Annotated in this window: 23 protein-coding genes; 10 read left to right on the top strand and 13 right to left on the bottom strand. The window is 41.0% G+C overall.

All coding sequences use genetic code 11. The annotated features are described in order from the left end of the window. Positions 1 to 111 precede the first annotated feature (111 nt). From rraB to H5186_RS15055, 10 genes are all read right to left on the bottom strand, one after another. Positions 112 to 447 (bottom strand): ribonuclease E inhibitor RraB, encoded by a 336-nt coding sequence (gene rraB / locus H5186_RS15100; protein ID WP_064667208.1) that lies wholly within the window; start codon positions 445 to 447, stop codon positions 112 to 114. Then, on the bottom strand, positions 447 to 1,160 hold the full coding sequence (locus H5186_RS15095) for a 1-acylglycerol-3-phosphate O-acyltransferase (protein ID WP_149981260.1): 714 nt from the start codon (positions 1,158 to 1,160) through the stop codon (positions 447 to 449). Before H5186_RS15095 ends, rraB begins: the two co-directional genes overlap by 1 nt. A 158-nt stretch (positions 1,161 to 1,318) precedes the next feature. Beyond that, positions 1,319 to 3,610, bottom strand: a complete 2,292-nt coding sequence (gene parC / locus H5186_RS15090) for a DNA topoisomerase IV subunit A (RefSeq protein WP_182794630.1) — start codon at positions 3,608 to 3,610, stop codon at positions 1,319 to 1,321. A 10-nt stretch (positions 3,611 to 3,620) separates the two neighbouring features. Continuing rightward, the gene (locus H5186_RS15085; RefSeq protein WP_149981262.1) at positions 3,621 to 4,715 is read right to left on the bottom strand and encodes a sorbosone dehydrogenase family protein; all 1,095 of its coding nucleotides are present in this window, start codon (positions 4,713 to 4,715) and stop codon (positions 3,621 to 3,623) included. After that, positions 4,708 to 6,636 carry a GGDEF domain-containing protein gene (locus tag H5186_RS15080; RefSeq protein ID WP_182794629.1) on the bottom strand — a complete coding sequence of 643 codons (1,929 nt, stop codon included), beginning with the start codon at positions 6,634 to 6,636 and terminating at the stop codon, positions 4,708 to 4,710. Before H5186_RS15080 ends, H5186_RS15085 begins: the two co-directional genes overlap by 8 nt. Before the next feature lie 20 nt (positions 6,637 to 6,656). Further along, the gene (gene parE / locus H5186_RS15075; RefSeq protein WP_182718451.1) at positions 6,657 to 8,546 is read right to left on the bottom strand and encodes a DNA topoisomerase IV subunit B; all 1,890 of its coding nucleotides are present in this window, start codon (positions 8,544 to 8,546) and stop codon (positions 6,657 to 6,659) included. Between the two features lie 30 nt (positions 8,547 to 8,576). Further along, entirely contained in the window at positions 8,577 to 9,137 is a 561-nt protein-coding gene (locus H5186_RS15070; protein WP_145234964.1) for a YqiA/YcfP family alpha/beta fold hydrolase, read from the bottom strand. Beyond that, positions 9,122 to 9,913: a metallophosphoesterase gene (locus tag H5186_RS15065; RefSeq protein WP_182718489.1), complete on the bottom strand. Its 792-nt coding sequence runs from the start codon at positions 9,911 to 9,913 to the stop codon at positions 9,122 to 9,124. Before H5186_RS15065 ends, H5186_RS15070 begins: the two co-directional genes overlap by 16 nt. Next, positions 9,900 to 10,358: a DUF1249 domain-containing protein gene (locus H5186_RS15060; protein ID WP_145234962.1), complete on the bottom strand. Its 459-nt coding sequence runs from the start codon at positions 10,356 to 10,358 to the stop codon at positions 9,900 to 9,902. Before H5186_RS15060 ends, H5186_RS15065 begins: the two co-directional genes overlap by 14 nt. Before the next feature lie 44 nt (positions 10,359 to 10,402). Next, on the bottom strand, positions 10,403 to 11,029 hold the full coding sequence (locus H5186_RS15055) for an NUDIX domain-containing protein (RefSeq protein WP_149981265.1): 627 nt from the start codon (positions 11,027 to 11,029) through the stop codon (positions 10,403 to 10,405). A gap of 440 nt (positions 11,030 to 11,469) precedes the next feature. Here H5186_RS15055 and tolC point away from each other — a divergent pair, with 440 nt between their 5' ends. The 3 genes from tolC (at position 11,470) to H5186_RS15040 (ending at position 14,472) form a co-directional block, all read left to right on the top strand. Then, positions 11,470 to 12,813: an outer membrane channel protein TolC gene (tolC, locus tag H5186_RS15050; RefSeq protein WP_149981266.1), complete on the top strand. Its 1,344-nt coding sequence runs from the start codon at positions 11,470 to 11,472 to the stop codon at positions 12,811 to 12,813. A 105-nt stretch (positions 12,814 to 12,918) separates the two neighbouring features. Then, positions 12,919 to 13,845 carry an LpxL/LpxP family Kdo(2)-lipid IV(A) lauroyl/palmitoleoyl acyltransferase gene (gene lpxL, locus H5186_RS15045; protein ID WP_182718454.1) on the top strand — a complete coding sequence of 309 codons (927 nt, stop codon included), beginning with the start codon at positions 12,919 to 12,921 and terminating at the stop codon, positions 13,843 to 13,845. Between the two features lie 54 nt (positions 13,846 to 13,899). After that, on the top strand, positions 13,900 to 14,472 hold the full coding sequence (locus tag H5186_RS15040; RefSeq protein ID WP_145234952.1) for a TcpQ domain-containing protein: 573 nt from the start codon (positions 13,900 to 13,902) through the stop codon (positions 14,470 to 14,472). On the opposite strand, the gene glnE is transcribed toward H5186_RS15040, so the two are convergent. Beyond that, on the bottom strand, positions 14,469 to 17,267 hold the full coding sequence (gene glnE, locus H5186_RS15035; RefSeq protein ID WP_182739969.1) for a bifunctional [glutamate--ammonia ligase]-adenylyl-L-tyrosine phosphorylase/[glutamate--ammonia-ligase] adenylyltransferase: 2,799 nt from the start codon (positions 17,265 to 17,267) through the stop codon (positions 14,469 to 14,471). The two genes, H5186_RS15040 and glnE, sit on opposite strands and share 4 nt — an antisense overlap. Before the next feature lie 73 nt (positions 17,268 to 17,340). Between glnE and H5186_RS15030 the strand changes: the two genes are divergently transcribed. The 6 genes from H5186_RS15030 (at position 17,341) to ruvX (ending at position 21,654) form a co-directional block, all read left to right on the top strand. Then, complete coding sequence (locus tag H5186_RS15030) at positions 17,341 to 18,234, top strand: hypothetical protein (protein ID WP_149981269.1); 894 nt, start codon at positions 17,341 to 17,343, stop codon at positions 18,232 to 18,234. A gap of 30 nt (positions 18,235 to 18,264) precedes the next feature. Further along, positions 18,265 to 18,738, top strand: a complete 474-nt coding sequence (locus H5186_RS15025) for a hypothetical protein (RefSeq protein ID WP_145234946.1) — start codon at positions 18,265 to 18,267, stop codon at positions 18,736 to 18,738. Positions 18,739 to 18,843: 105 nt separating this feature from the next. Beyond that, positions 18,844 to 19,578: a 16S rRNA (uracil(1498)-N(3))-methyltransferase gene (gene rsmE / locus H5186_RS15020; RefSeq protein WP_182718457.1), complete on the top strand. Its 735-nt coding sequence runs from the start codon at positions 18,844 to 18,846 to the stop codon at positions 19,576 to 19,578. A gap of 54 nt (positions 19,579 to 19,632) precedes the next feature. After that, the gene (gene gshB / locus H5186_RS15015; RefSeq protein ID WP_145234942.1) at positions 19,633 to 20,586 is read left to right on the top strand and encodes a glutathione synthase; all 954 of its coding nucleotides are present in this window, start codon (positions 19,633 to 19,635) and stop codon (positions 20,584 to 20,586) included. A gap of 27 nt (positions 20,587 to 20,613) precedes the next feature. Next, the gene (locus H5186_RS15010) at positions 20,614 to 21,171 is read left to right on the top strand and encodes a YqgE/AlgH family protein (protein WP_145234940.1); all 558 of its coding nucleotides are present in this window, start codon (positions 20,614 to 20,616) and stop codon (positions 21,169 to 21,171) included. 36 nt (positions 21,172 to 21,207) lie between these two features. Continuing rightward, complete coding sequence (ruvX, locus tag H5186_RS15005; RefSeq protein ID WP_145234938.1) at positions 21,208 to 21,654, top strand: Holliday junction resolvase RuvX; 447 nt, start codon at positions 21,208 to 21,210, stop codon at positions 21,652 to 21,654. Positions 21,655 to 21,782: 128 nt separating this feature from the next. On the opposite strand, the gene H5186_RS15000 is transcribed toward ruvX, so the two are convergent. Together H5186_RS15000 and H5186_RS14995 are read right to left on the bottom strand one after the other, a co-directional pair. Beyond that, on the bottom strand, positions 21,783 to 22,913 hold the full coding sequence (locus H5186_RS15000; protein WP_182718458.1) for a PilT/PilU family type 4a pilus ATPase: 1,131 nt from the start codon (positions 22,911 to 22,913) through the stop codon (positions 21,783 to 21,785). A 19-nt stretch (positions 22,914 to 22,932) separates the two neighbouring features. Beyond that, positions 22,933 to 23,973 (bottom strand): type IV pilus twitching motility protein PilT, encoded by a 1,041-nt coding sequence (locus H5186_RS14995; protein WP_145234931.1) that lies wholly within the window; start codon positions 23,971 to 23,973, stop codon positions 22,933 to 22,935. 2 nt (positions 23,974 to 23,975) lie between these two features. On the opposite strand from H5186_RS14995, the gene H5186_RS14990 reads away from it, so the two are divergent. Continuing rightward, positions 23,976 to 24,689 (top strand): YggS family pyridoxal phosphate-dependent enzyme, encoded by a 714-nt coding sequence (locus H5186_RS14990; RefSeq protein WP_310736240.1) that lies wholly within the window; start codon positions 23,976 to 23,978, stop codon positions 24,687 to 24,689. Positions 24,690 to 24,702 lie beyond the last annotated feature (13 nt).

The raw sequence follows: 24,702 nt of genomic DNA, 5'->3' as shown, positions 1-24,702 counted from the left end.
ATACGAAATAAGCACTAGGAAATGATGAATTGGCGAGTTGGCGAGTTGGCGAGTCAATAATAGTTATGGATTACACTAGGTCCTAGTGATTAGGACCTAGTGGCTAACACATTACTCTTGGAAGTAAGTGCCCCAGCCGTCGTATTCTACGTCGGTGTCGATCGCAAGTTGTGCTAGTTTATCAACATCTTCCATTATTACGTCAACATCTAACTCAGCTTCAACAACGATGTCAAAGCCCCAAATCTTACTGCCGTCTTCAAGCTCAAGCTCTGCAGGCTCTTCAACGTCATAGCCTAGTTTAAACGCAGCGAGTGCAGCTTGCTCAAGCTTGACAAAGTCTTCGCAAACAAAGTGATGTTCTACTTCGTATAAGATCTCAGGATCAGAACCATCTTCTAATAACGAAGTTACAATGTCTTCACTAATTTCACGCCAATTTTCCATTACTTTTCTCTCACTTGAGCATCTAATTCAGTTATTCTAGCAGCCATTTTGCTATGAATACGCTTTGCGTGTTCACGTGCTCCAATCGTTTTATCAAGTGGTTCTGGCGCTAACATGTCTATGTAGATTATACCATTGTCCCAGCGATTTAGCTTAATGGTTTTATATGTTGTGCTCATACATACGGGTACTACAGGTACATCCGCATTTAAAGCCGTGTGGAATGCACCTGTTTTAAATGGTAATAAGCCACGTCCGTAACTGCGGGTTCCCTCTGGGAAAATCCACACTGACAGGCCTTTTTGTTTGATTTTATCGGCCGATTTAGTGATCGTACCAGCCGCTTTAGAGCGATTACCCCGATCAATTAGAATATTGCCCGAAAGCCAATATAGCTGTCCAAAAAATGGGATCCACTTAAGACTTTTTTTACCTAAACTGACACAGTTTTTTGGTACCGCCGCCGGTAAAGTGAAAATATCGTAATTATTTTGATGGTTTGCAACATACACTGCAGGGCCACAACTTTGCGCGTCAGGATGGCGTGTAATAACCACGTTTACACCAAGCATTTTAGCCACTGTGCCAAACCAACTTGAAATAATATGTACATTATTTATATGAAAAGGTTTTACTAAACAAAGGAGTAAACCAAATACACAGCTTAATAAAATAAACAATGCCATAATAACAATACGAATAATAGCTAACAAAGAAAACGCTCCAAAAATAATAACGCCAGCATTATAGCGTTATTTTTACCGCTAAACGAGTTTTTAGCGAACACATGTAAGCTTAAATTACTTTTCTGCTTTAAACACAAACGACCTGCAATAGCAGGCCGTTTTATTCATAGATATAAAAAAAATACTTACTCAGTTTCTGTCGGCTCAATGTCATCATCAATCGCCGTCAACTCTACAACCGCTTCATCGACACGCTGTAAACCACGCGGTAATTTATTACCTCGACGACCACGCTCACCATGATAATGCTCTAAATCACTGGGTTTAAGAGTCAGCTTACGCTTACCTGCATGCAGGGTAACACTGGTACCTTCAGGCACCACTGCCAGCACTTTAACAAACTCTTCACGCGCTTGTACTTTGGCACTTGGGATAGAGATTATCTTGTTACCCTTACCTTTACCTAGTTTTGGTAAATCACGTAATGGGAATAACAACATCCGGCCTTCATTCGATATCGCCATACAGTAATCGTTAGCAACATCATTAACCCTAATTGGCGCTAATAATTGCCCACCTTTAGGCACACTAACCAAGGCTTTACCGTTTTTGTTTTTACTTACTAGATCTACAAAATCAGTAATAAAACCATAACCTGCATCTGATGCCATTAACAGTACTTGTTTGTCTTCGCCCATCACTACATGCTCAAAATTAGCACCTGCAGTGAGGTTAAACCGCCCTGTCATTGGTTCACCTTGGCTTCGTGCCGACGGTAACCCATGCGCATCAGTGGCAAATGCACGCCCAGCAGAATCTAAGAACACCGCAGGTTGATTACTCTTACCACGGGCAGAGGCTTTATATGCATCGCCAGCTCGATAACTGAGCCCTTCAACATCTAAATCATGGCCTTTACCAACACGCGCCCAACCTTTTTCAGACAACACAACGGTTACTGATTCTGATGGGATTAAATCTTTTTCGCTTAATGCTTTCGCTTCAAGACGTTCGACAATCGGTGAACGGCGATCGTCACCATACAGCTCTGCTGCTTCTTGAATCTCTTTTTTTAGTAACGTCGACATACGACGTTCAGAGCCTAAAGTCAGCTGTAATTTATCGCGCTCTTTGGCAAGCTCATCTTGCTCCCCACGAATTTTAAACTCTTCAAGTTTCGCTAAATGACGTAGTTTTAATTCAAGGATTGCTTCGGCTTGGATGTCTGTAATACCAAAGCGTTCCATTAATACCGGCTTTGGCTTGTCTTCGGCACGAATAATTTCGATCACTTCGTCAATATTTAAGAAGGCTGCCAATAAACCTTCTAAAATATGTAAACGAGCCAATACTTTATCTAAACGGTATTGCAGGCGACGGCGCACTGTTTCACGGCGGAACACCAGCCACTCAGTTAAAATGGTTCGTAAATCTTTTACCTGCGGACGGCCATCAAGGCCAAGCATATTGATATTAACGCGGTAATTTTTTTCCAAGTCTGTAGTGGCAAATAAATGAGCCATTAACGGCTCCACTTTAATACGATTAGAACGCGGAATGATGACAATCCGGGTTGGATTTTCATGATCTGATTCGTCACGTAAATCAGCCACCATAGGCAGCTTTTTGGCATTCATTTGCGCTGCGATTTGCTCAAGTACTTTACCACCAGAACATTGATGTGGCAGTGCAGTAATGACAATATCGCCGTGCTCCTCTGTATAAATAGCGCGCATTTTTATCGAACCACGGCCGGTTTGATAAATTTTACGAATATCCGCTTTTGAAGTAATTATTTCAGCTTCAGTTGGGTAATCGGGAGCTTGTACATGCTCAAGCAATTGATCTAGTTCAGCTTTAGGGTTATCCAATAGCAAACAACAGGCACTGGCTACTTCGCGTACGTTATGTGGCGGAATGTCAGTTGCCATACCTACTGCAATACCCGTAATACCATTGAGTAAAATATGTGGTAAGCGTGATGGTAATACTTGTGGCTCGTCCATTGTGCCATCAAAGTTTGGCGTCCAATCGACAGTCCCTTGGCCAAGTTCTTTTAACAGTACTTCTGAGAACTTAGATAAACGCGCTTCGGTATAACGCATTGCCGCAAATGACTTTGGATCATCTGCAGCACCCCAGTTTCCTTGCCCATCAACTAATGGGTAACGATAAGAAAACGGTTGTGCCATTAACACCATGGCTTCATAACAAGCGCTATCACCATGAGGATGGTACTTACCGAGTACATCACCAACGGTACGGGCTGACTTTTTATATTTAGCCGTTGCCGATAAACCCAGTTCGCTCATGGCGTAAATAATACGACGTTGTACTGGTTTTAGACCATCGCCAATATGTGGCAATGCCCTATCCATGATCACATACATGGAATAATTCAAATAGGCGTCTTCGGTAAAACGCCCCATTGTTTGTTGCTCAATTCCTTGCAATAGCAAGGTATCTGTATCACTCATCAAAGCCTACCTAATTTTTTTTATAGCTTACACGGTAGATCACATTGGCATAATCATCGGAGATCAATAAGCTGCCATCGGCAAGTTCTGCAAAAGCAACCGGACGACCCAATGTTTCTTCGTTTTTCATAAAGCCCGTAATAAACGGCGTGTATTTTATCACACGTCCTTGCTCAATAGTGGCAACTGCCACTTTATATCCAGATTTTTTACTACGGTTCCAAGAGCCGTGTTCAGCAACAAATAATTGTTGCTTATAATTAGCAGGAAATTGTTTACCTTGATAAAAATGAATCCCTAATGGGGCTACATGCGCACCCAAGGCTAAAGCTGGGGCACTGTAATCGGCAATATTTTTACCTTTACCAAATTCAGGATCTAAGATGGCACCTGCATGCACATAGGGAAAACCAAAATGTTCACCTTCGGTTGTTAAGCGGTTTAGTTCATCCGGTGGAAGATCATCACCCATCATGTCTCTGCCATTATCACTAAACCACATAGCTTGGGTGCTAGGATGAAAGTCAAAGCCAACAGAGTTACGCACACCTTGTGCTAACGTGGTCATTTGTTTGGTGTTTACATCCAATGAAAATATTCGCCCATAGCGCTCATCTTCAGCGCAAATATTACAAGGTACACCCACAGGAATGATCAGCTCGCCGGTTGGTGAGAAGCGTAAAAACTTCCAACCGTGATGACGCTCTGTCGGTAATGCGTCGTAAACCACTTCATATTTAGGTGCTTTCAATTGTGTATCAATATTTTTGAAGCGAATAATACGTTGTACTTCAGCAACATATAAGTCGCCATCTTTGATCGCTAAACCTGAAGGCATAGTTAAACCACTGGCCACCAAAATTTGTTTATCAGCAACCCCATCACTATTGTGATCAATCAGTGCATACACATTTCCCGCGTTTCGCGAGCCAACATACACAATACCTTTTTTAGATACTGCTAATTGCCGTGCATTTTCCACATCACTGGCAAATATGTTTACAGTAAAGCCATCAGGAACACTGAGTTCTTTAAGGATTTCTTTTGCTGCTAAGGGAGTACTTAGCAAGCCTAATGTTAATACAGAAACTAGTAATTTATTCATCGATTTCTACCCTATTACGGCCATGATCTTTTGCGGCATATAACGCTTTGTCTGCTTTTTTAAATAAATCTTTAAATGAGCCTAGTTGCGCTTGCTTTTGCGCCACACCAAAACTTGCAGTGACTTTGATCTCATTTCCATCACTGATTATACGTTCTTTTTCAATCTCAGTTTTAATTCGATAAGCAATTTCAGTGGCTTCAGCTAAAGTGGTATTGTTGAGTACCACTAAAAACTCTTCGCCACCAATGCGCCCTAGAATATCATTCTCTCTGATCGCTCGCAGAGATGTATTCGTGATCGCTTGTAACACTAAATCCCCTGCCGGGTGGCCAAAATCATCATTAATGTTTTTAAAGTGGTCTAAATCAAAAGCAATCAAACAAAAATTGTGATCATCTTTTTTTAACTGTTGCCACTGTAACTGAGCAAACTCTATTATTTTACGTCGATTAGCCACACCAGTTAAAACGTCCGTATTGGCTAGCACACTAAATTTGCGCATTAAACGATATTGTCGCCATGAAAAGATTAACAGCAATAAAAATAATAATAGTACGCTTAGCATAATGGTTTTTTGTAATGCTTGCTGTTGCTTAATTTCTTGTAATGCAAATTCGCTAAGTTCTTTATCTTTTTCAAGCAGCTGTCGTTCAATTTCTACTTGTTTAGTATCAAACTGAACTTGATAGCGAGAACGGGATAACTCGCGCACTTTATTATAATGTTGAGCATTTAAAGCGATAAGATCTTGCTGATGTAAGTACGCCTGCTGATAATCTTGTTGCTGCACCGCAAGCTGAGTAAGCAAGCGGGTTAACTTCAATAGTGATGTGATACTGTTTTCTATCGGAATTTGCTTCGACAACTGCTGCGCTTTAGTTAAGGTTATCGTGGCTTGCTCAGGCAAATTCAGTGCTAACTCAATACCTGCTTGAGTATAGAAGTGGTTAGCAATGGTAACTACATCTTCAAGCCTGTCAAAATATTGATTACTCAATGACAAATAATGGCTAGCTTGAGCCATATCTTGTTCTAATAAATATGCTTCCGCTAAGATAATATAACCGTAGTACACTAATTTTTCATTGGCTAACTTTTTGCTCAACGTCAGTAATTTCTGACTACTTGCAATCGCCTCTTGGCTGCGCCCCATCTTTAAATAAACTTTAGCTAAATGAAAATACGACACTAAACTGTCAAACGCTAAGTCATGTTTTAAAAAATAATCTAATGCCTTAGTTTGCACTTCAATTGCTTTGTTGTAATCAAACAAATATTCGTACGATTTTGCCATTGTTGATTCTATGTAGGCTAAATCAAGTAAACTTCCACTACGCTTAATAATTACATAACTTTTATAGAAGTAATCTAATGCCCGAATATCATCATGGTTATACACATAAAAATTAGCTAAAGCGCCATATACATCACTTTTTAGCTTATCATTATCAAGTTGTTCAACTAGCTCTTTAGCTGTCATTAAAACTGCTAATGATTTTTCAGTTTGCCCAGTAAAATTGTAAATATCCGATTTTACTAAGTAGTAGCTTATCAGCGCATCACTACTTAGTGAGTTTAGCTGCTTCGCTATTTGCTGTTCCAATTCAATGGATTTAGTTATTTCACCATTTAACAAGTAATTTTCAGCTAAATTGAGTTGTAACCTTGTGCGTTGTAACACTGTTAAGCGACTCGTATGCTCTACTAATAATAGCGCTAAAAACTCAATGGCTTGGCCTGGATCCTGAATGCTTTTTTCGTGGGCGGTATGCAGTTGTGTTGTTAACCATTGCTCATCAAAAGCGGTTTTTTGCTGTGCTTTTAAAGGTGCGCAGTACAAGTACAAACAAGTAACAAGAATCGTTAATAAAACTAAACTGTTTAAATGTTTAAAACAACTCCCTTGCTGTACTTGCATGGCATTACACCCTTGAAAAATCACACTTGAGCACGATTACCGTGGTCTTCTAACCATTGACGACGATCTGATGAGCGCTTTTTCGCCAGCAACATATCCATCATTTCCATGGTTTCCACTTCATCCTCTAAGGTTAGCTGGACTAAGCGGCGAGTATTAGGATCCATGGTCGTTTCGCGTAGTTGCAGTGGGTTCATTTCACCCAAGCCTTTGAAACGCTGAACGTTTACTTTACCGCGTTTTTTCTCTGCTTCAATACGCGCTAGGATGCCGGATTTTTCATCTTCATCAAGGGCATAATAAACATCTTTACCAATGTCGATTCTAAACAACGGTGGCATAGCTACATATACGTGACCCGTTTTCACCAACGTTGGGAAATGACGAACAAATAGTGCACACAACAAAGTCGCAATATGCAGTCCATCGGAGTCAGCATCCGCTAAGATACAAATTTTATTATAGCGCAACGAAGAGATATCAGTTGAGTCAGGGTCGATACCCAGCGCCACAGAAATATCATGCACCTCTTGTGACGCTAAAATTTGCCCAGACTCAATTTCCCACGTATTCAAAATTTTACCACGTAGTGGCATTATTGCCTGAAACTCACGATCACGTGCTTGTTTAGCTGAGCCACCAGCTGAGTCACCTTCTACTAAAAATAGCTCTGTACGGTCGTTATCTGCAGCGCTACAGTCGGTTAATTTGCCCGGTAATGCGGGACCTGCGGTAACACGCTTACGCACCACTTTTTTGGCTGCGCGAAGACGTTTCTGTGCATTAGAAATACATAACTCTGACAGTAACTCAGCAGTATCGGTGTGCTCATTTAACCATAAACTGAATGCATCTTTTACCACCCCAGATACAAATGCCGAGCACGAACGAGAAGATAATTTCTCTTTGGTTTGACCGGCAAATTGTGGATCTTGCATTTTCACTGATAAAACGTAGCTACACCGTTCCCAAATGTCATCGGGGGTGAGCTTAACGCCACGCGGCAGTAAGTTTCTAAATTCACAAAACTCACGCATAGCCTCAAGTAAACCTTGTCGCAAACCATTTACGTGAGTACCGCCTTGCGCAGTTGGTATTAAGTTAACGTAACTTTCAGCTATCGATTCACCGCCTTCAGGTAACCAAACAACCGCCCAATCAGCACCTTCCGTTGAACTTGAAAACTCACCGGTAAATGGGTCTTTTGGCAGTACTTCGTAACCTTTAACAGCTTCGTTTAAGTAGTCTTTAAGGCCTGTTTCGTAATACCACTCTTGGGTTTCTTTGGTTTGTTTATTAACAAACTTAATACGTAAGCCAGGGCAAAGTACGGCTTTAGCTTTTAATAAATGATGTAATTTAGTCAACGAGAAATTAGCTGAGTCAAAGTAGCTTACATCAGGCCAAAAACGTACAGTTGTACCTGTATTACGTTTACCTACGGTGCCTATAACATGAAGATCTTCAACTTTATCACCGCTTTCAAACGCCATCATGTATTGTTGTGCATCGCGGCGCACAACCACTTCAACGCGCGTTGATAATGCATTAACCACGGAGATCCCTACCCCGTGCAAACCACCTGAAAATTGGTAGTTTTTATTAGAGAACTTGCCACCAGCATGCAGCTTGGTAAAAATCAATTCGACCCCAGGAATACCTTCTTCTGGGTGAATATCGATAGGCATACCACGGCCATCATCGCTAACTTCTAGCGAATTATCTTCATGCAAAATGACATCAATTCTAGTGGCATGTCCGGCCATGGCTTCATCGACACTGTTATCAATAACCTCTTGTCCTAAGTGATTAGGACGGGTGGTGTCGGTGTACATACCAGGACGGCGTTTAACAGGTTCTAACCCATTTAATACTTCAATGGCTTCGGCGTTATAATTTTGCTGACTCATAGTTTTTATCTTTTATGCGCTTAGCTATGTTTACGTGATTTTAAGAAAATCTACAATACTAGCAATGGAGTCTTCAAAGCCAACAAAGCTATGATCACCACCAAATTCTATCTGTTGCTTGCATTGTGAATAATATTTAACGGCCTGCTGATAATCCAGTACTTCATCACCCGTTTGCTGTAATAAATACAGTAATGATGGGCGCTCTAAGCTGGGTATCGACAGTGATTTTAACGCGTTAATATGACTATTGTTGAGCTCGTAATGGCTATCCTGATAGGGATTATAGTTCGGCCCTAACAAAGAACTCAACAATAAATAAGGCTTAACCGCAGGGTTTATAACCACTGCTGGTAACTGATATTTTTGCGATAAATAAGTGGCGTAAAAACCACCTAAAGAACTGCCAAGTAATACAGTATTTGGCGTTAATAATTGTTCAATTTGAATTATCGCATGAAACGGTTCATGGCTTAGCCGTGGCACACAATAATCAACGTCATAGTGTGCCATATACTCACCAAAGCGGACAGCTTTAAATGAATGTTCGCTGCTATTAAAACCATGAATATAAATTACTCGTTGGGCCACATCAGTTCCGAGTTAATTAATAGATTTGCACTGTTTGTTGGCTTTGATATTGTCAACAATCGATAACCAGGCCCCGCATTGTGTTGCTGCCAGTCATCGGTGTGTTTAGTAAACTGCACTGAGCTTGCTGGCGTGGCAAAAATCTCAATACTTCTGAATTTAAATTGATAGTCATTGTGAACATGACCATGAAATAACTGCCTTACTAGCGCGCTATTATGCAATACATTAAGTAGTTGCGGGCCATTTTCGAGCATATGCTTGTCTAGGTAACCATTAATAGGTAATGGATTATGGTGGCAAAAAGCCACGCTCGGCGACTGTGAAGTCGCTAATAAATCAGCGAGTTCATTTAAATCGGCTTCGCTTACCCAACCTGCTGGTGTTGGCCCTTTAGAGCTAATTAACAACACTTCAAAGCCATCGGCAATTAACCGTTTTGCACTATTGATTTGACCACCAGAAATACGCTGCATCGCACTGATATCATCATGATTACCAGGCAGCCAAAAAACAGGGCAAGTAAGCGCTGAGTCGGCAATCAGCTGAGCAAACAACAAATATGATGCAAAACTGTGATCTTGGGTTAAATCGCCACCAAAGATCACAGCGTCTAATGACTGGTGTGCCATATCAGCAAGCGCGCGAGAAAAGTGCTCAGCGGTATTGACCGCAAAATACTCCCCTTGTGGGTCTGCAAATAAGTGACAATCGGTAATATGCGCTAAGCGCAGCTGAGTATTATTGAACTGCGCCGACTCATCAAACCAGGCCATCATTTATATCCCAGTTAAGTACCGCTCGACCACTTTCAACACACGCCACTAACCAATCATACAAAAACGCATTAAGTTGATATTTTTCATCTTTTTGATGCATTTGCGGATTAGGGTAACCATATGAAGGTTTGATCCTTTGATGGTAATCATGGTGAATTATTTCAGCAACTTTTGCATCGTGATATAAACGCACAGTTAAAAACAGCGGATTAAACCCTTTTAACATACCGGTTAATTGGGTTATTGAAATATCCATCGTGTATTTAGCACAGCCATCCACCTTAATTACAAACTGGTTATTACCCAATTGTACTTGACGTGTATTGCCTTCTTTGCGCTCATTGGGCAGCAATTTTAAAGCACGTAAGTAGTTATGCTCACATAACGTCAAGTATTTAGGAAGACTCTGAATATATCGTTGTTTCACTGCAAGTGCTGTCACATTACCGCCATAAAGTTAGAGGTTAAGGGTAGTCTATTACTATTTTAGCTGCGCTGATTAATTATACGTTCGCGATTAAGCGCTAACCACTGCAATGAAATTACCGAGGCAGCATTATCTATCTCACCGGTTGCTAAACGCGCCATTGCATCATCAAAACTGAGAATATGCGTTTTAATATCTTCACCTTCAGTTGCAAGTCCATACACGTCACTTTGCAGCTGGCTTAAATCCGTTTTTGCAAGATAAAGATGTAACCGCTCAGTAGTCCCTCCTGGGCTTGACAGGTACGATAGCATAAACTCCAATTCGCTCAGTACTAAGCCCGCTTCTTCAAATGCTTCGCGCCTAGCGACATCTTCATAATTAGTACTGCCATCGGTCATGCCTGCTATACATTCTAATAACCAAGGTGACTGTTTAGTTCTTATCGCGCCAATACGTATTTGTTCTATCAATAAAATACTGTCTGCTATGGGATCATACGGTAAAACTGCAACCGCGTCACCGCGTTCGAGTATCTCACGACGGATAGTCTCTGATTGACCCCCCGCAAATAATGCATGTTCAAACTGATATAAGTTAATATTAAAAAAGCCGCTATAAAGTACTTCTATAGGAGCAATTTTAACGTCTTGTTTGGTAAATTTTGTGAGCTTTTCATCAGCCATGAAGTTTCCTATTACACATGCTATTACTTGAATTTAAACCTAGATACTTACTATCATGTCCGGGGATTATACCCAAACCACCTCAAGATGCAGAATCCAGCGTTTCACAGGGGCTTAATATCAAGGCGTTACTTTGCAACAATGGCAGTCCCTTTTAAGAAGTAACAACGATGAGAGTAAGTTCCTGTGAAACGCCCAGGGGGTTGGTTTAAAAGCGATTTATACTGCGTTATTGATTTTAATAATAGAACCACTATAACTTACAATCAATGCCTTGCCTAAATCGCTTTTAATTCCAACTGAAACTGACATATTGAGGTGGTTTGGGTATATATTCTGTTACACTTGTTTACGCTGTTTTACGCAAATTTTTTTTTGTTCTTAAGTAAAACAGGTTACCATGCTTTTAGAACGTAAATTGTCTAAGGACTGAACGAATAATGAAAAAAAACATTCTTGCTGCGCTGATTGGTATATCTTGCGCATTAACTGCCACAGCGTCAAATGCTGAAGACTTATTACAAGTTTATGAAATCGCCACAGCTAACGATCCTACTGTTTTAAAAGCAAAAGCCCAAGCAAACGCACAAGCTTATAACAGTGACCGTGCAATGAGCGCATTATTGCCACAAATCGGTTTTTCTATGGGGTATGATAAAACCGATAGCACATCATTTAATGGTACTGATGCGGCAGGTTACACCAAGGTCGATAGCGATTCAGATACATTCAGCCGTGGTCTTAAACTAAGCCAGACACTGTTTGATTTAGGTGCATGGAATTCACTCGGTATTGCAGACAAACAAGCGTTGCAAGCAGCTGCTCAATATGACTTTGCCAAGCAAGATCTCATTGTTCGTGTTGCTGATGGCTATTTCAACGTATTAAGTTCGATTGATAACTTAGAATTTGTACAATCTGAAAAACGCGCTATTGAACGTCAACTTGAGCAAACCAAACAGCGTTATGCAGTAGGCTTAACGGCAATTACCGATGTGCATGAAGCGCAAGCACAATTCGATAACTCGGTTGCCCGCGAAATCGTTGCCAGAAACGGCGTTGAAACTGCCCGTGAGCAGCTTCGCGAAATCACCGGTAAATATCACGCTAAGCTGGATATGTTAAACACTGAGACTTTCTCTACAGTTCAACCAGCAAAAAAATCACCCGATTATATTAAGCTTGCAGAACAAAATAATTTAACTCTGCAGGTCTCTAAAGTAACGGTTGATATCGCTAAAGATCAAATTGATTTAGCACAAGCGGGTCATTACCCTAAGCTGACTTTAGATGCCAGCTACGGTGATACACTAACTGATAGCAATAGCAACACTGCCCGTCCACGTGGTGATAGTACAAATATTGGCATTAACTTTAGTGTGCCAATATATTCAGGCGGTGCTACTACTGCAGCGACTGAGCAGGCACGTGCTTTTTATGTTGCTGCAAGTGAAGATCTTGAAGCTAGTCTACGTGGCGTAACCCGCTCGGTGATCACCTCTTATAATCAAGTAGTATCAGATATTGCGACCTTTAAAGCCCTTGAACAAGCAGTAGTTTCTGCTGAAAGTGCATTAAAAGCCACTGAAGCTGGTTTTGAAGTGGGTACTCGTACTATTGTTGACGTACTGGTCAGTACACAAAACTTATTTAACGCCAAACGTAACCTCGCTGATGTACGCTATCGCTACGTTGTATCAACGCTACGCTTAAAACAAGCAGCGGGCACGTTAACAAGTAATGATTTACAAGCCATCAACCAAGGTTTAAAAGAAATCCAATAAAGATAAGCTTAACATTACTCATTTAAAAGCCAGCAACTTGCTGGCTTTTTTGTATTTTTTTATTCATCCAGTTAAACTAGCTTCTTTTGCATATGAGATACTTCTGTGGTCAACAACTCCCCATTTAAATGGTCTTTCTTGGGCCCTCGTTATTGGTTTACTTGGTTTGGCGTATTTATTTTGTATATAATTTCTTGGCTACCGCAGAAATTACAACTTGCATTGGGCCGACTGCTAGGTCGCTTAGTCCATCGTTTTATGAAAAGTCGTCGCCATATTGCTGAAGTCAATATTAAACGCTGCTTTCCAGATATGCCCGCAGCCGAACAACAAGCATTAGTACTTTCTAACTTAGAAAATACCGGTATAGGTATGATTGAAACAGCCATGTCATGGTGGTGGCCTGATTGGCGTGTAAAAAAAGTTTGCGGCTCGGTTAAAGGGCTTGAATACTTTGAGCAAATACAACAATCTGGTAAAGGGATTCTAATGATAGTCCCACACATACTGCATCTTGAAATGGCAAGCCGTGTCATGGGATTACACTATCAAGGTATTGGTTTTTACCGCCCCCATAATAATCCGCTAATGGAATATTTTATTACCAATGGTCGTTTACGCTCAAATGAATTTGTGGTTGGCAAACGCGATGTTAAAGGCCTACTCAAAGCCTTAAAAAATAAAAAATTATGTTATTACTTACCCGATCAAGATTATGGCCGCCAACGCTGTGAATTTGCACCTTTTTTTGCAGTTCAAGATACCGCAACTACCACTGGGACTTTGCTATTTGCAGCCAGTAAGCACTGTGAAACCGTCAGTCTTATAAGTCGACGTGACGAACAGGGAAAATATCATTTAGAAGTACGCCCTATGCTTGAAGACTTTCCATCTGGCGATAACCTCGCCGATGTGACTCGTGTAAATCAACGCATTGAAGAAGCTATTAATGCCGCACCAGAACAATATATGTGGGTTCATCGACGCTTTAAAACTAGGCCGGATGAGAACGCCCCCTCTTATTACAAGTGACAACGCCGCTGTAATATGCTTTTATTAGTAAATATAAATACAAGAGTATGAGCCATGTGGTTTTGGGTTAAGCATTTATCACTAGCTGCTATTTTAATTGCCGCAGCGATTTATTTTTTATTAGGTCATGGCCCAGTCATGGACATGAAAGATACTAAAAATGCGGCTGCGCAAGGTTTATCACGTTTTTATTCATCGTTACGCAACCAGGTAAATAAAAGCAATGAACGCGATAAATACGTACTTAAATTAGCTAATCCGGATATAAATATAGATGCGGCGCTGACCGAGCGCGCTAAAGTTGTTGAACCATCCTCACCAAATTGGACTGGTGAGTTAATGCCGAGACGCTTTGAAAATGGCTCGACTTTAAAAAAAGTATTAACTGATTACGCACGCGATGAAGATATCGTTCTGTATTGGTATTTAAGTAAAGACTATGTGATCAAAGAACACTTTCGAGTGGATAGCAATTTTAATTCAACGCTTTATCAAGTTGGCCGGGCGATAAATGATGACTTTGAAAACGAAGTTTATACCTTCTTTTGTTTTAAACAGCGAGCAGCCGTGATCACCGAGCTGCCCTCTGAATATGTGCGCGAAAACTGTAAGCGCCTAAGAAGTTAAGCGCTTAACTCAAATATCTGCTGCCATGCTTGTGTAACAAATGCGATGTCTTTCGCAAATTCAGCTTTTGTTACACAACGTCCCTGCTGATCTAGACTCAACACATGATAACGCGAGCGATAATCAATATAGGCTGTAATAAGCCCTTGCTTGATCTCATCACTAATACAACCAAGCCTTGCTGCATCGGTTAAAATCCTTACGTTGTCTGAGTAAGTAGTTAGTTGCTCCAAGCTATAAGCGTTATCAAGCACTAAATATTGAGTCAGAAACTCAATATCAGCAATGCCGCCAGTATCTTGTTTTAAATCAAACTCAATATCGTTGCCTTTCGCTAAATGTGTGCGCATTTTTTCACGCATGGTGATCACATCGTCTTTAAGCTTTTGCGGGTCGCGCTGCTGGCACAAAATGCCTAAGCGAATTTGCGCAAAGCGCTGCTGTAATTCGGGTTGCCCAAAAATCATCCGAGAACGCACTAGCGCTTGATGTTCCCATGTCCAAGCTTGCGTTTGCTGATAGTGGTTAAAGCTCTCAAGATTGATTGCCATTAACCCTGAGGCACCTTCTGGGCGTAACCGCGTATCTAGTTCATATAAAATACCCGACGCCGTTCGAGTATTAAATAAATGCATTAGTCGCTGTGCTAATTTTAAATAAAACTGCCGTGAATCAATCGCTTTAGTGCCATTAGTTTGCTCTGAGCCATCACTATTATGTACAAAGACTAAATCGAGATCAGAATCATAACCCACTTCAAAACCACCGGTTTTACCATAAGCTATTACGGCAAAGCCCTTGTGCTCTTCATCAGTATTAGGCGGAATACCAAAACGCTGCGCCATTTGCTGCCAAGCAAGGTTCACCGCTTGCTCAACTATCGCTTCGGCTAATGCTGTTAAATGATCGCTTACTTTCATTACATCTAACACACCGGTTGCATCAGCGGCAGCAATACGTAGTTGATGGGTTTGTTTAAACTGACGCAGTGCTTCCATTTGCTGTTCTAAGTCTGCGCTATCAATACGTAAAAAATACTGTCGTATTTCGTCTTTATATGCAGTCAGTGGTGTAGGCTTATACAGCACCGCAGGATCGATAAGCTCATCAAGTAAAATCGGGTAACGCGAAATATGCTCACCAATCCATTTACTATGACAACACAACGAAACAAGCTGTTTTAACGCGCCTTGGTTTTCAAACAGCAACTCTAAATAGGCTGTTCGTGAAATAACCTTGCTTAATACTTGGCAGATCATACTAAATACGTCACCACTTGCTTGACTGTCTGATAGTTGCTTTAGCATTAATGGCATGAGTTTATCGAGAATATCACGGCCACGATGACCAATTTTAGTTTTCGTTAAGCGGGCTTTAAAATCTTCTAATGGTATTTGCCATGCATCATTTGGGTCGGTTAAAACACTAATATCGGTGTGTTCCCAAGCACTTATAAAAGCACTTTCGCAAGGATCGACTGGCTCACTTTCATAACCAATAACTTGTTCAAATTCACTGTGTATGCCAGCCATAATGTCATTTATTTGCGCTAAAGATGCGCTGAAGTCACTCTGCTCTAACAGGTAATTTAGCCGTTGTTGGTTCAGGCCATCATCTGGCAATGTTTGCGTTTGTTGATCTGCAAAAATCTGTAAATATTGCTCAACTCGCCTTAAAAACAAATAATTGTGGCGTAATAATTTTGCTTCATCTGCGCCAATAACTTGAATGTTTTCTAGCTCCGCCAGTGCTTTTTGCAAGGATTGTGTTTGCAAATTAGCTTCTCGCCCGCCCCTTACCATTTGCAGTGCTTGCACCACAAACTCCACTTCACGGATCCCTCCTGCACCTAGTTTTATATTGTTAGTCAAGCGTTTACGACGTACTTCTTGAGCTATCATTTGTTTCATTTTACGCAACGATTCGATCACTGAAAAGTCAATATAACGACGATACACAAACGGTTTTAATAACTGATAGAATTCATCACTGTAGCGCGTTTGCGGGCCAATTAAACGCCCTTTGAGCATGGCGTAGCGTTCCCATTCACGGCCTTGATCTTGGTAGTAATCTTCCATGGCATTAAAACTCATCACCAAGGGGCCACTTTCACCAAAAGGTCGCAGCCGCATATCGACCCTAAATACTTGTCCATCAACCGTTGTTTGATTAAGTGCGGCAATCAGCTTTTGTGCCACTTTAGTGTAAAACACTTGCGCTTCTAAAGAGCGCCGCCCACCTTGAGTTTTTACACTACGCGGATAAGAAAAAATTAAATCGATATCTGACGAATAGTTAAGTTCTTGGCCACCTAACTTACCCATTCCTAATACCAACATCGCCAGTGGCAGTTGTTGCTCATCGAATGGTTGCCCATTAATCTGAGCAACCTGGGCAAATGCCCAGTTATTGGCACTATCAATTAGCTGATCGGCTAAAGCCGAGATATAGCCAATACTATCGGCTATATCATTGCTGTAACATAAATCTAAACACGCTACTTTTAGCCAATAGCGTTCCCGGTAACGGCGTAAAATTTTATGGCACTGCGCTTCATCAACCTCGGTAAGATTTAAGTCTTGAAATGGGTTAGGACTATCTCGCAAACTCATTTGAGTATCACTGAGCAACATCTCAATTAACTGCGGCTGAGATTGCAGGCAACGCCAGGCAAAGTCACTCAAACCTAACAAATTAATAATTAATTCATTAGCAGGAAGCTCTGGATATAGCTGAAAAAAACGTTCGCTGCCTAAGCCATGCAGTGCTGTTGGGAGTTGTTCGCCTGGTGTCATCAAATACTCTCTTTTATATCAGTCGTAACCGTACTAGAATAGTTAACATAATAATAACCACCCTAGGTTCTCAATGTCATATTTATCTTTATCTAACACTAGTTTACTCGCGATTGCTATCTGTTTTATGGTTATTTGTTTAGCTGTTATTTGTTTGCGGGTAGTAAGTCAACTCAAGGCTAAACAAGCATTAAAAGAAGAACTTGCTCAACATGACAATTTTGCTCTAGGAATTAGTTTTGCGTCAGAAATCAGTGTAGTGATCGCGACTGTAGCATTTTTATTTGATGAAATTAGTATCAGTGCAGCCCAATCAAACCCGCTTAAGATGATTATACTGATAGTACTGTTGTTTACTTTTATTAAAGTAGGCCACTTGATCCACCGCAAGTGGATTTTGCACCGCTTTAATGAAGAAGCCGCCATACTAAAACAAAATGTCTGTGCCGCGTTGGTAGATTCAGGCATGTTGATCGCTAACTGTATTATTACATTAGGGCTATACAGCTGGTCTCATACCCAAGGGTTTAGCAGCTTACTAATTGCTTTTGTCAGCTTCTTTTTACTGCAAACTATTTTTGCCTTAGACAGTAAATTCCGTGAATATCGCTTTGCTCGCGCCAATCAAGGGGCGTCATTACAAAGTAACTTTAATTTAGAAAACACCTCTATTGGCATTCGTTATGCCGGTAAATCCATTGGCCTTGCATTAGCTATCTATGCGGGTCTTGCCAGTGCCACTTTTCACAGTGGTAAAATGGTTGAGAATTTATTCACATTAGCTTTACATTGCGGCACTATGTGGTTATTACTGTATCTATTAACGACTATAATCAAGTTCATCTCTTTGCCAAACATTGATACTGAGCTTGAAATTGATCATCAGGATAATATTGGAATAGCTTGCATTGAATTTGCTGTTTTCAGCGCTATAGGCTATTTACTAATAAGTATGTTTTCAATTTAATATTGAAAATGACGTAATACGTGGGGCCTTATGCCGTTTGAAGTAAATAACTATCTACTGATCGATAACGACAGTGAATTCAGCCGGCAATTCACTGAACATTATTTTGCTCAGCCACACGGCACCAGTCCAAGTACCCTTGTTGTTGCTGGTGCAAATACCCGTCACTTGGTTAAATTAATGTTTGACCAGTTGATCAAAGATTATTGCTACTGCGACTTTAGTAATGAAATTAGCGTGTCAGAACTGGCGAGTTATTTACATGAACACCATGATATTGCCGGTGTACTATACAATCAAACGGATTATTTATTAGCTGATGATAAACAACGATTTATATTCAATTCATTACATTCTGTACGGTTTTTAATTAAAGAGATTGATGATGGATACCTGTTTGAACCAGTCACAGACTTAGCACAAAATAATCACTTATCATGTCAAACCGAAATAGCCGAAACACCGCAAAATTTAGACGCATTATGTGAAAAGCTTAATAATTAGTTAAAATAAAACTTAACTAATTATCACTGACTCACAATAAGTATTTGCACCAAAGAGATGACTTACATACCATAACGATATTAGCTATTTTTGTTGAAGGTCATCATGAGAGTTCCTCATATTTATCAAGCAAGTCCTATTGTAATTGCCACTGCACTTCAGTTAGAAGATGATGCAGCAGGCCACATAGGTCGCGTATTACGGATGAAAGTCGGTGAGCATATTTCGTTGTTTAATGGCCAAGGTGGCGAATATCTTTGCGAACTCATTGAAGTAGGAAAAAAATCAGTCGTTGCAATGCCGCTTGAATTTAATGAAAAAGATGTTGAATCACCGCTGAGCATTCACCTAGGCCAAGGGATTTCTCGTGGTGACAAAATGGACTTTACCATTCAAAAGTCTGTTGAATTAGGGATCACTGAAATCACCCCTATTTTCAGTCAACGTTGTGGCGTTAAATTAAGCGCCGAGCGACTTGCAAAAAAACACCAGCAATGGCAAAAAATAGCGATTGCTGCAGCAGAGCAATCTGGTCGTAACCGGATCACCACGATTCATCCACCGATAGACATCAGCCAATGGCTTGCACAAAGCAGTGATGAAATTAAGCTTACCCTACATCCTCGTGCAGATCACAGTATTAAAACAATCAAAGTACCTAGCGCTGGCGTGCGATTTTTAGTTGGTCCTGAAGGTGGCTTCACTGATGATGAAATTGCCCAGACCAAACAACAAAATTTTGTTGATATCCGTATCGGCCCACGCGTGCTGCGCACTGAAACTGCCGCTTTGACAGTCTTAAGTGCACTACAGCTACAATTTGGCGATTTAGCTAATTGAAATTAGCAAAACCACCCTCATATCAATAGCAACAGATTCAGTAAGGCAACGAACATGGCAATTAAGTTAGGTATAATTTCAGATCCGATCAGCGGATTCAATATCAAAAAAGACACCGGTTTTGCAATGATGATGCAAGCCCAAAGCCGTGGCTATGAAATTTACTACATGGAAATGAATGATCTTTCATTGCGTAAAGGCAAAGCGTATGCCACAGCCGCAAAAGCAACCGTGTTCGACGATACAAACCATTGGTATGAGCTGGAAGAAAAAGCCAGTATCGCACTTGCTGATTTAGATGTTATTTTAATGCGTAAAGATCCACCGTTTGATACTGAGTACATTTACGCAACCTATATTTTAGAACGCGCCGAACTTGAAGGCACGCTTATTATTAATAAGCCACAAAGCCTGCGTGATGCGAACGAAAAGTTATTCACCGCATGGTTTAGTGAGCATACACCTGACACTTTAGTAACCCGTTGTAAGCACCAGATCCGCGCATTTTTGGCTGAACATAAAGACATCATTCTAAAACCTTTAGATGGTATGGGTGGCGCCTCTATTTTCCGTGTGACTGAAAATGATGCCAACATTGGGGTTATTTGCGAAACACTCACCGAACACGGTAGCCGTTTTGCCATGGCACAAAACTATATCCCAGAGATCAAACAAGGTGATAAACGCGTATTGGTGGTCGATGGCGAAGTGATCCCATATTGCCTAGCCCGCATTCCACAAAATGGTGAAACACGTGGTAATTTAGCTGTTGGCGGTCGTGGTGAAGCACGCCCAATCAGTGATTCAGATCGTAGAATTGCCGAAGCCGTTGCACCAACATTAAAAGCGAAAGGGCTTATTTTTGTAGGTCTTGATATCATTGGTGATAAGCTAACAGAAATTAATGTTACAGCGCCTACCTGCGTAAAAGAAATCGAAGCTGCCTATGATATTTCAATTACTGGGCGCTTATTTGATGCCATAGAAAGAAAACTGAGCCATACTTAAATTTACTAACAATAAAGGGGTATCGTTATGCAATCATTAGAAAATCATTTTTTAATCGCAATGCCATCAATGCAAGACCCTTTTTTTAAACGTGCTGTCGCGTATATTTGTGAGCACAATGAAGACGGGGCTATGGGGCTGGTGATCAACCAGCCGATCAATATTACTGTCGGCGACTTGCTCGACAAAATAGAGATTGATAACGACAAATCCACCCACGCAGCAAGTGTTGCAGTATTTGCTGGAGGACCTGTAAAAACCGATCGTGGTTTTGTACTGCATTCTCCAAAAGCAGGTTATAGCGCAAGCCAAGAACTTAGCAGCGAAATCATGATAACCACATCCAAAGATGTGTTAGCAAGTTTAACCACAGCCCAAGCACCAGAACAGTTTATTATTACACTGGGCTATGCGGGTTGGGAGCAAGGCCAGCTCGAACAAGAGCTACTCGAAAATTCATGGCTAATTATAAAAGCCGATCCTGAGATTATTTTTAACACACCGATAGAGCAACGCTGGGAAAAAGCAGTCGCGACGCTCGGTTTTGATATTAGCCAATTAAGTTCGGAAGCTGGCCACGCATAAGCGTGGTCAACCACAATTTTAAAGCACAGAGATAGCATGACTAAAAAACAACTAAAGCCCAAAGGTGAACGCACCGTGATGGGCTTTGATTTTGGCACCACCAGCATTGGTGTTGCTATCGGCCAAGAACTAACAGGAACCGCATCGAGCCTAAGCGCTATCAAAGCCAAAGATGGTATTCCAAATTGGGATTTTATTAAAAAGCATGTCGATGAGTGGCAACCTGATTTACTGGTGGTTGGATTACCGCTTAATATGGATGGCACAAATCAAGAAGTCACCTTTAAAGCTAAAAAGTTTGCCAACCGCTTACATAATCACTATGGACTGCCTGTAGAGACTCAAGACGAACGTTTAACCACAGCAGATGCTAAAGCACGATTATTTGAGCAAGGTGGTTACCGTAGCTTAGGTAAAGGGAATGTGGATAATATGTCGGCTGTTATTATTTTGGAAAGCTTCTTTGAACAAGCTTACGGCTAACTAACGAGTTAACAATCCGTTTAACTAAAATCCTACACGCATTTACTTTTTATTATGCTACAAGGTGAATATTACTGACTAATACTCACCTTTTAGGTAATGCAATATCAATGAGTTAATTATTTACCCTACTGATTTTTAGGGTCCAACCCATCAATGGTTGCGCCTTGTAAAAAACCAGCCCCTTGCTGTTCATTATTTCGAAGCTTAATCATCAAACGTAAATCGTTAGGTGAGTCAGCGTGATGCAAAGCATCTGCATAGTTGATACGTTGCTGTTTATAGAGCTCAAATAACGCTTGATCAAAGGTTTGCATACCCATATCTTTCGCTTTAGCCATGGCTTCTTTAATGCCGCCAATGTCGCCTTTTTTGATAAGCTCGCCGATAATCGGGGTATTCAATAAAATTTCGATAGCAGCTACTCGACCATTGCCATCGGCTGTAGGCACTAGTTGTTGTGCTATGATAGCTCGTAAGTTTAAGGATAGATCATATTTTAGCTTATCGTGCTTTTCTTTAGGCACTAAATGCATAATACGGTCAATTGCTTGGTTAGCGTTATTGGCATGTAATGTAGCAACACATAAATGACCGGTTTCAGCAAAACTAAGTGCGTATTCCATGGTCTCTTGCGAGCGTATTTCACCAATTAAAATGACATCGGGGGCTTGGCGTAATGAGCTTTTTAACGCCGCCTCAAAACTTTCCGTATCTAAGCCAACTTCACGCTGAGTAATAATACTTTTGCGATGTTCATGGACAAACTCAATCGGGTCTTCAATGGTCAAGATATGCCCACGTTGATTACGATTACGGTAACCTAATAATGCAGCCAACGACGTTGATTTACCGGTGCCAGTACCACCGACAAACAGCACTAAACCACGTTTAGCCATGATCACATCAGTCAATGTCGACGGTAGACCAAGCTCAGCAACATCAGGAATTTGCGTAACAATACGGCGAATAACCATACCCGCGCAATCTCGTTGCCAAAATGCCGAGATCCTAAAGCGCCCTTCATCGGTAGCTATGGCAAAGTTGCACTCTTTAGTACTATGAAACTCTGCTTTTTGTTTTTCACTCATCGCTGATTCAACTAATTGCAGCGACTCTTCGTCTGATATTTTTTCGTCGCCAAGTGCAATTAGTTCGCCATTAATCTTTGCGCTGACTGGCAATTGGCTCGATACGAATAAATCCGAACCTTGCTTTTCAATCATCAAATGTAAAAAGTAATCAAGAGAATGTGTCATTACTGCTCCTTACTCGGGCCTAGCCGCCGAAATTATTTTTATCTTGTGCTTTAGCACGCGCTTCAGCATTGGTAACAACACCGTGATTCACTAAATTGATTAAACACTGATCCATGGTTTGCATACCATGCGATGCGCCAGTTTGAATCGACGAATACATTTGCGCAATTTTATCTTCGCGGATAAGGTTACGGATCGCAGGCACTGCAATCATGATTTCATGTGCTGCGACTCGCCCGCCACCAATTTTTTTCAACAGGGTTTGTGAAATAACTGCGCGTAATGACTCTGAAAGCATTGAGCGGATCATACTTTTTTCTTCACCAGGAAACACATCGATAATACGGTCAATGGTTTTCGGGGCTGACGTAGTATGCAATGTACCAAATACTAAATGGCCGGTTTCAGCAGCAGTCATGGCAAGGCGAATAGTTTCTAAATCACGTAGCTCACCAACCAAAATCACGTCTGGATCTTCACGTAAAGCACTGCGCAGTGCATTAGAAAAACTATGCGTATCGCGATGCACTTCACGTTGATTAATTAACGATAGTTTATTGTCGTGCACAAACTCGATGGGATCTTCGATGGTTAAAATATGATGATGCTTGTGTTGATTTATATGATCCACCATCGCAGCCAAGGTGGTCGACTTACCAGAGCCTGTGGGTCCTGTTACCAACACTAAACCACGCGGCGTATCTGAGATTGTTTTAAATATATCTGGCGCACCTAAATCATCAAGCGTCAGCACTTCACTGGGAATGGTACGAAATACAGCTGCGGGGCCTCGATTTGAGTTGAAGGCATTAACACGAAAACGTGCTAAGTTCGGCACTTCAAACGAAAAATCCACTTCAAGGTTTTGTTCATAGTCCTTGCGTTGATTATCGTTCATAATATCGTAAACTAGGCTGTTAACATCTTTGTTTTCCAGCGCTGGTATATTAATACGTCGCACATCACCATCAACACGGATCATTGGCGCAACCCCTGATGATAAGTGTAAATCTGATGCTTTGTGCTGCACACTAAAGGCCAATAATTCGGTAATATCCATTTATGACTCCACAACTAACTGATAATTATATGGTTACAATAGCAGAACGACTTAAGTCCGCCTATGCTAGAATTGCCCTAGCGGCAAAAAAACATCATCGTAATGAACACGATGTCTGCTTGTTGGCAGTATCAAAAACCAAACCTGCTGATTTCATTCTAGCGGCTTATCAACAAGGTCACCGAGAATTTGGTGAATCATACGTTCAAGAAGCTGTTGATAAAATAACCCAATTAGCAAATTATAGCGATATTGTTTGGCATTTCATTGGCCCTATTCAATCAAATAAAACCGCCCTTGTTGCCAGCCACTTTGATTGGGTGCAAAGTATTGAACGTGAAAAAATAGCGCAACGTTTAAACGATCAAAGGCCCGCAGATAAAGCCCCTTTAAAAGTACTGATCCAAGTAAATATCAGCTTAGAGGACTCAAAATCAGGCTGCCACCCCGATAAACTTGCAAGCCTCGCTGAATTTATTCACCATTGCCCGCATTTAGAATTGCGTGGTGTCATGGCAATCCCAGCAAAAACTGACGATCCACAGCAACAAATACAATATTTTGAGCAATTACGTGCTTGCTTTGATAGACTTAAAGCCCAATATCCTCAAATAGACACCCTGTCGATGGGGATGAGTGGTGATGTCGAAGCTGCGATTGCAGCAGGCTCAACCATGGTACGCATCGGCACGGATATTTTTGGCCAACGAAGCTAAGGTGATAACTAAG

This window comes from Pseudoalteromonas sp. SG41-2 (assembly GCF_014164535.1).
Lineage (GTDB): Bacteria > Pseudomonadota > Gammaproteobacteria > Enterobacterales > Alteromonadaceae > Pseudoalteromonas > Pseudoalteromonas rhizosphaerae.
The sequence above is the reverse complement of the archived record's forward strand: the minus strand, read 5'-3'. Positions and strand labels throughout refer to the sequence as shown.

What these genes read in the sequence shown, in the direction of transcription:
- tolC (WP_149981266.1), top strand. Translation starts at nt 11,470, where the DNA reads ATGAAAAAAAACATTCTTGCTGCGCTGATTGGTATATCTTGCGCATTA.
- H5186_RS15010 (WP_145234940.1), top strand. Translation starts at nt 20,614, where the DNA reads ATGCAATCATTAGAAAATCATTTTTTAATCGCAATGCCATCAATGCAA.
- rraB (WP_064667208.1), bottom strand. Translation starts at nt 447, where the DNA reads ATGGAAAATTGGCGTGAAATTAGTGAAGACATTGTAACTTCGTTATTA.
- H5186_RS15000 (WP_182718458.1), bottom strand. Translation starts at nt 22,913, where the DNA reads ATGACACATTCTCTTGATTACTTTTTACATTTGATGATTGAAAAGCAA.
- H5186_RS15065 (WP_182718489.1), bottom strand. Translation starts at nt 9,913, where the DNA reads ATGGCCTGGTTTGATGAGTCGGCGCAGTTCAATAATACTCAGCTGCGC.
- H5186_RS15040 (WP_145234952.1), top strand. Translation starts at nt 13,900, where the DNA reads ATGTGGTTTTGGGTTAAGCATTTATCACTAGCTGCTATTTTAATTGCC.
- H5186_RS14995 (WP_145234931.1), bottom strand. Translation starts at nt 23,973, where the DNA reads ATGGATATTACCGAATTATTGGCCTTTAGTGTGCAGCACAAAGCATCA.
- rsmE (WP_182718457.1), top strand. Translation starts at nt 18,844, where the DNA reads ATGAGAGTTCCTCATATTTATCAAGCAAGTCCTATTGTAATTGCCACT.
- H5186_RS15080 (WP_182794629.1), bottom strand. Translation starts at nt 6,636, where the DNA reads ATGCAAGTACAGCAAGGGAGTTGTTTTAAACATTTAAACAGTTTAGTT.
- H5186_RS15030 (WP_149981269.1), top strand. Translation starts at nt 17,341, where the DNA reads ATGTCATATTTATCTTTATCTAACACTAGTTTACTCGCGATTGCTATC.
- parE (WP_182718451.1), bottom strand. Translation starts at nt 8,546, where the DNA reads ATGAGTCAGCAAAATTATAACGCCGAAGCCATTGAAGTATTAAATGGG.
- H5186_RS15055 (WP_149981265.1), bottom strand. Translation starts at nt 11,029, where the DNA reads ATGGCTGATGAAAAGCTCACAAAATTTACCAAACAAGACGTTAAAATT.
- glnE (WP_182739969.1), bottom strand. Translation starts at nt 17,267, where the DNA reads ATGACACCAGGCGAACAACTCCCAACAGCACTGCATGGCTTAGGCAGC.
- H5186_RS15085 (WP_149981262.1), bottom strand. Translation starts at nt 4,715, where the DNA reads ATGAATAAATTACTAGTTTCTGTATTAACATTAGGCTTGCTAAGTACT.
- H5186_RS15025 (WP_145234946.1), top strand. Translation starts at nt 18,265, where the DNA reads ATGCCGTTTGAAGTAAATAACTATCTACTGATCGATAACGACAGTGAA.
- parC (WP_182794630.1), bottom strand. Translation starts at nt 3,610, where the DNA reads ATGAGTGATACAGATACCTTGCTATTGCAAGGAATTGAGCAACAAACA.
- ruvX (WP_145234938.1), top strand. Translation starts at nt 21,208, where the DNA reads ATGACTAAAAAACAACTAAAGCCCAAAGGTGAACGCACCGTGATGGGC.
- gshB (WP_145234942.1), top strand. Translation starts at nt 19,633, where the DNA reads ATGGCAATTAAGTTAGGTATAATTTCAGATCCGATCAGCGGATTCAAT.
- H5186_RS14990 (WP_310736240.1), top strand. Translation starts at nt 23,976, where the DNA reads ATGACTCCACAACTAACTGATAATTATATGGTTACAATAGCAGAACGA.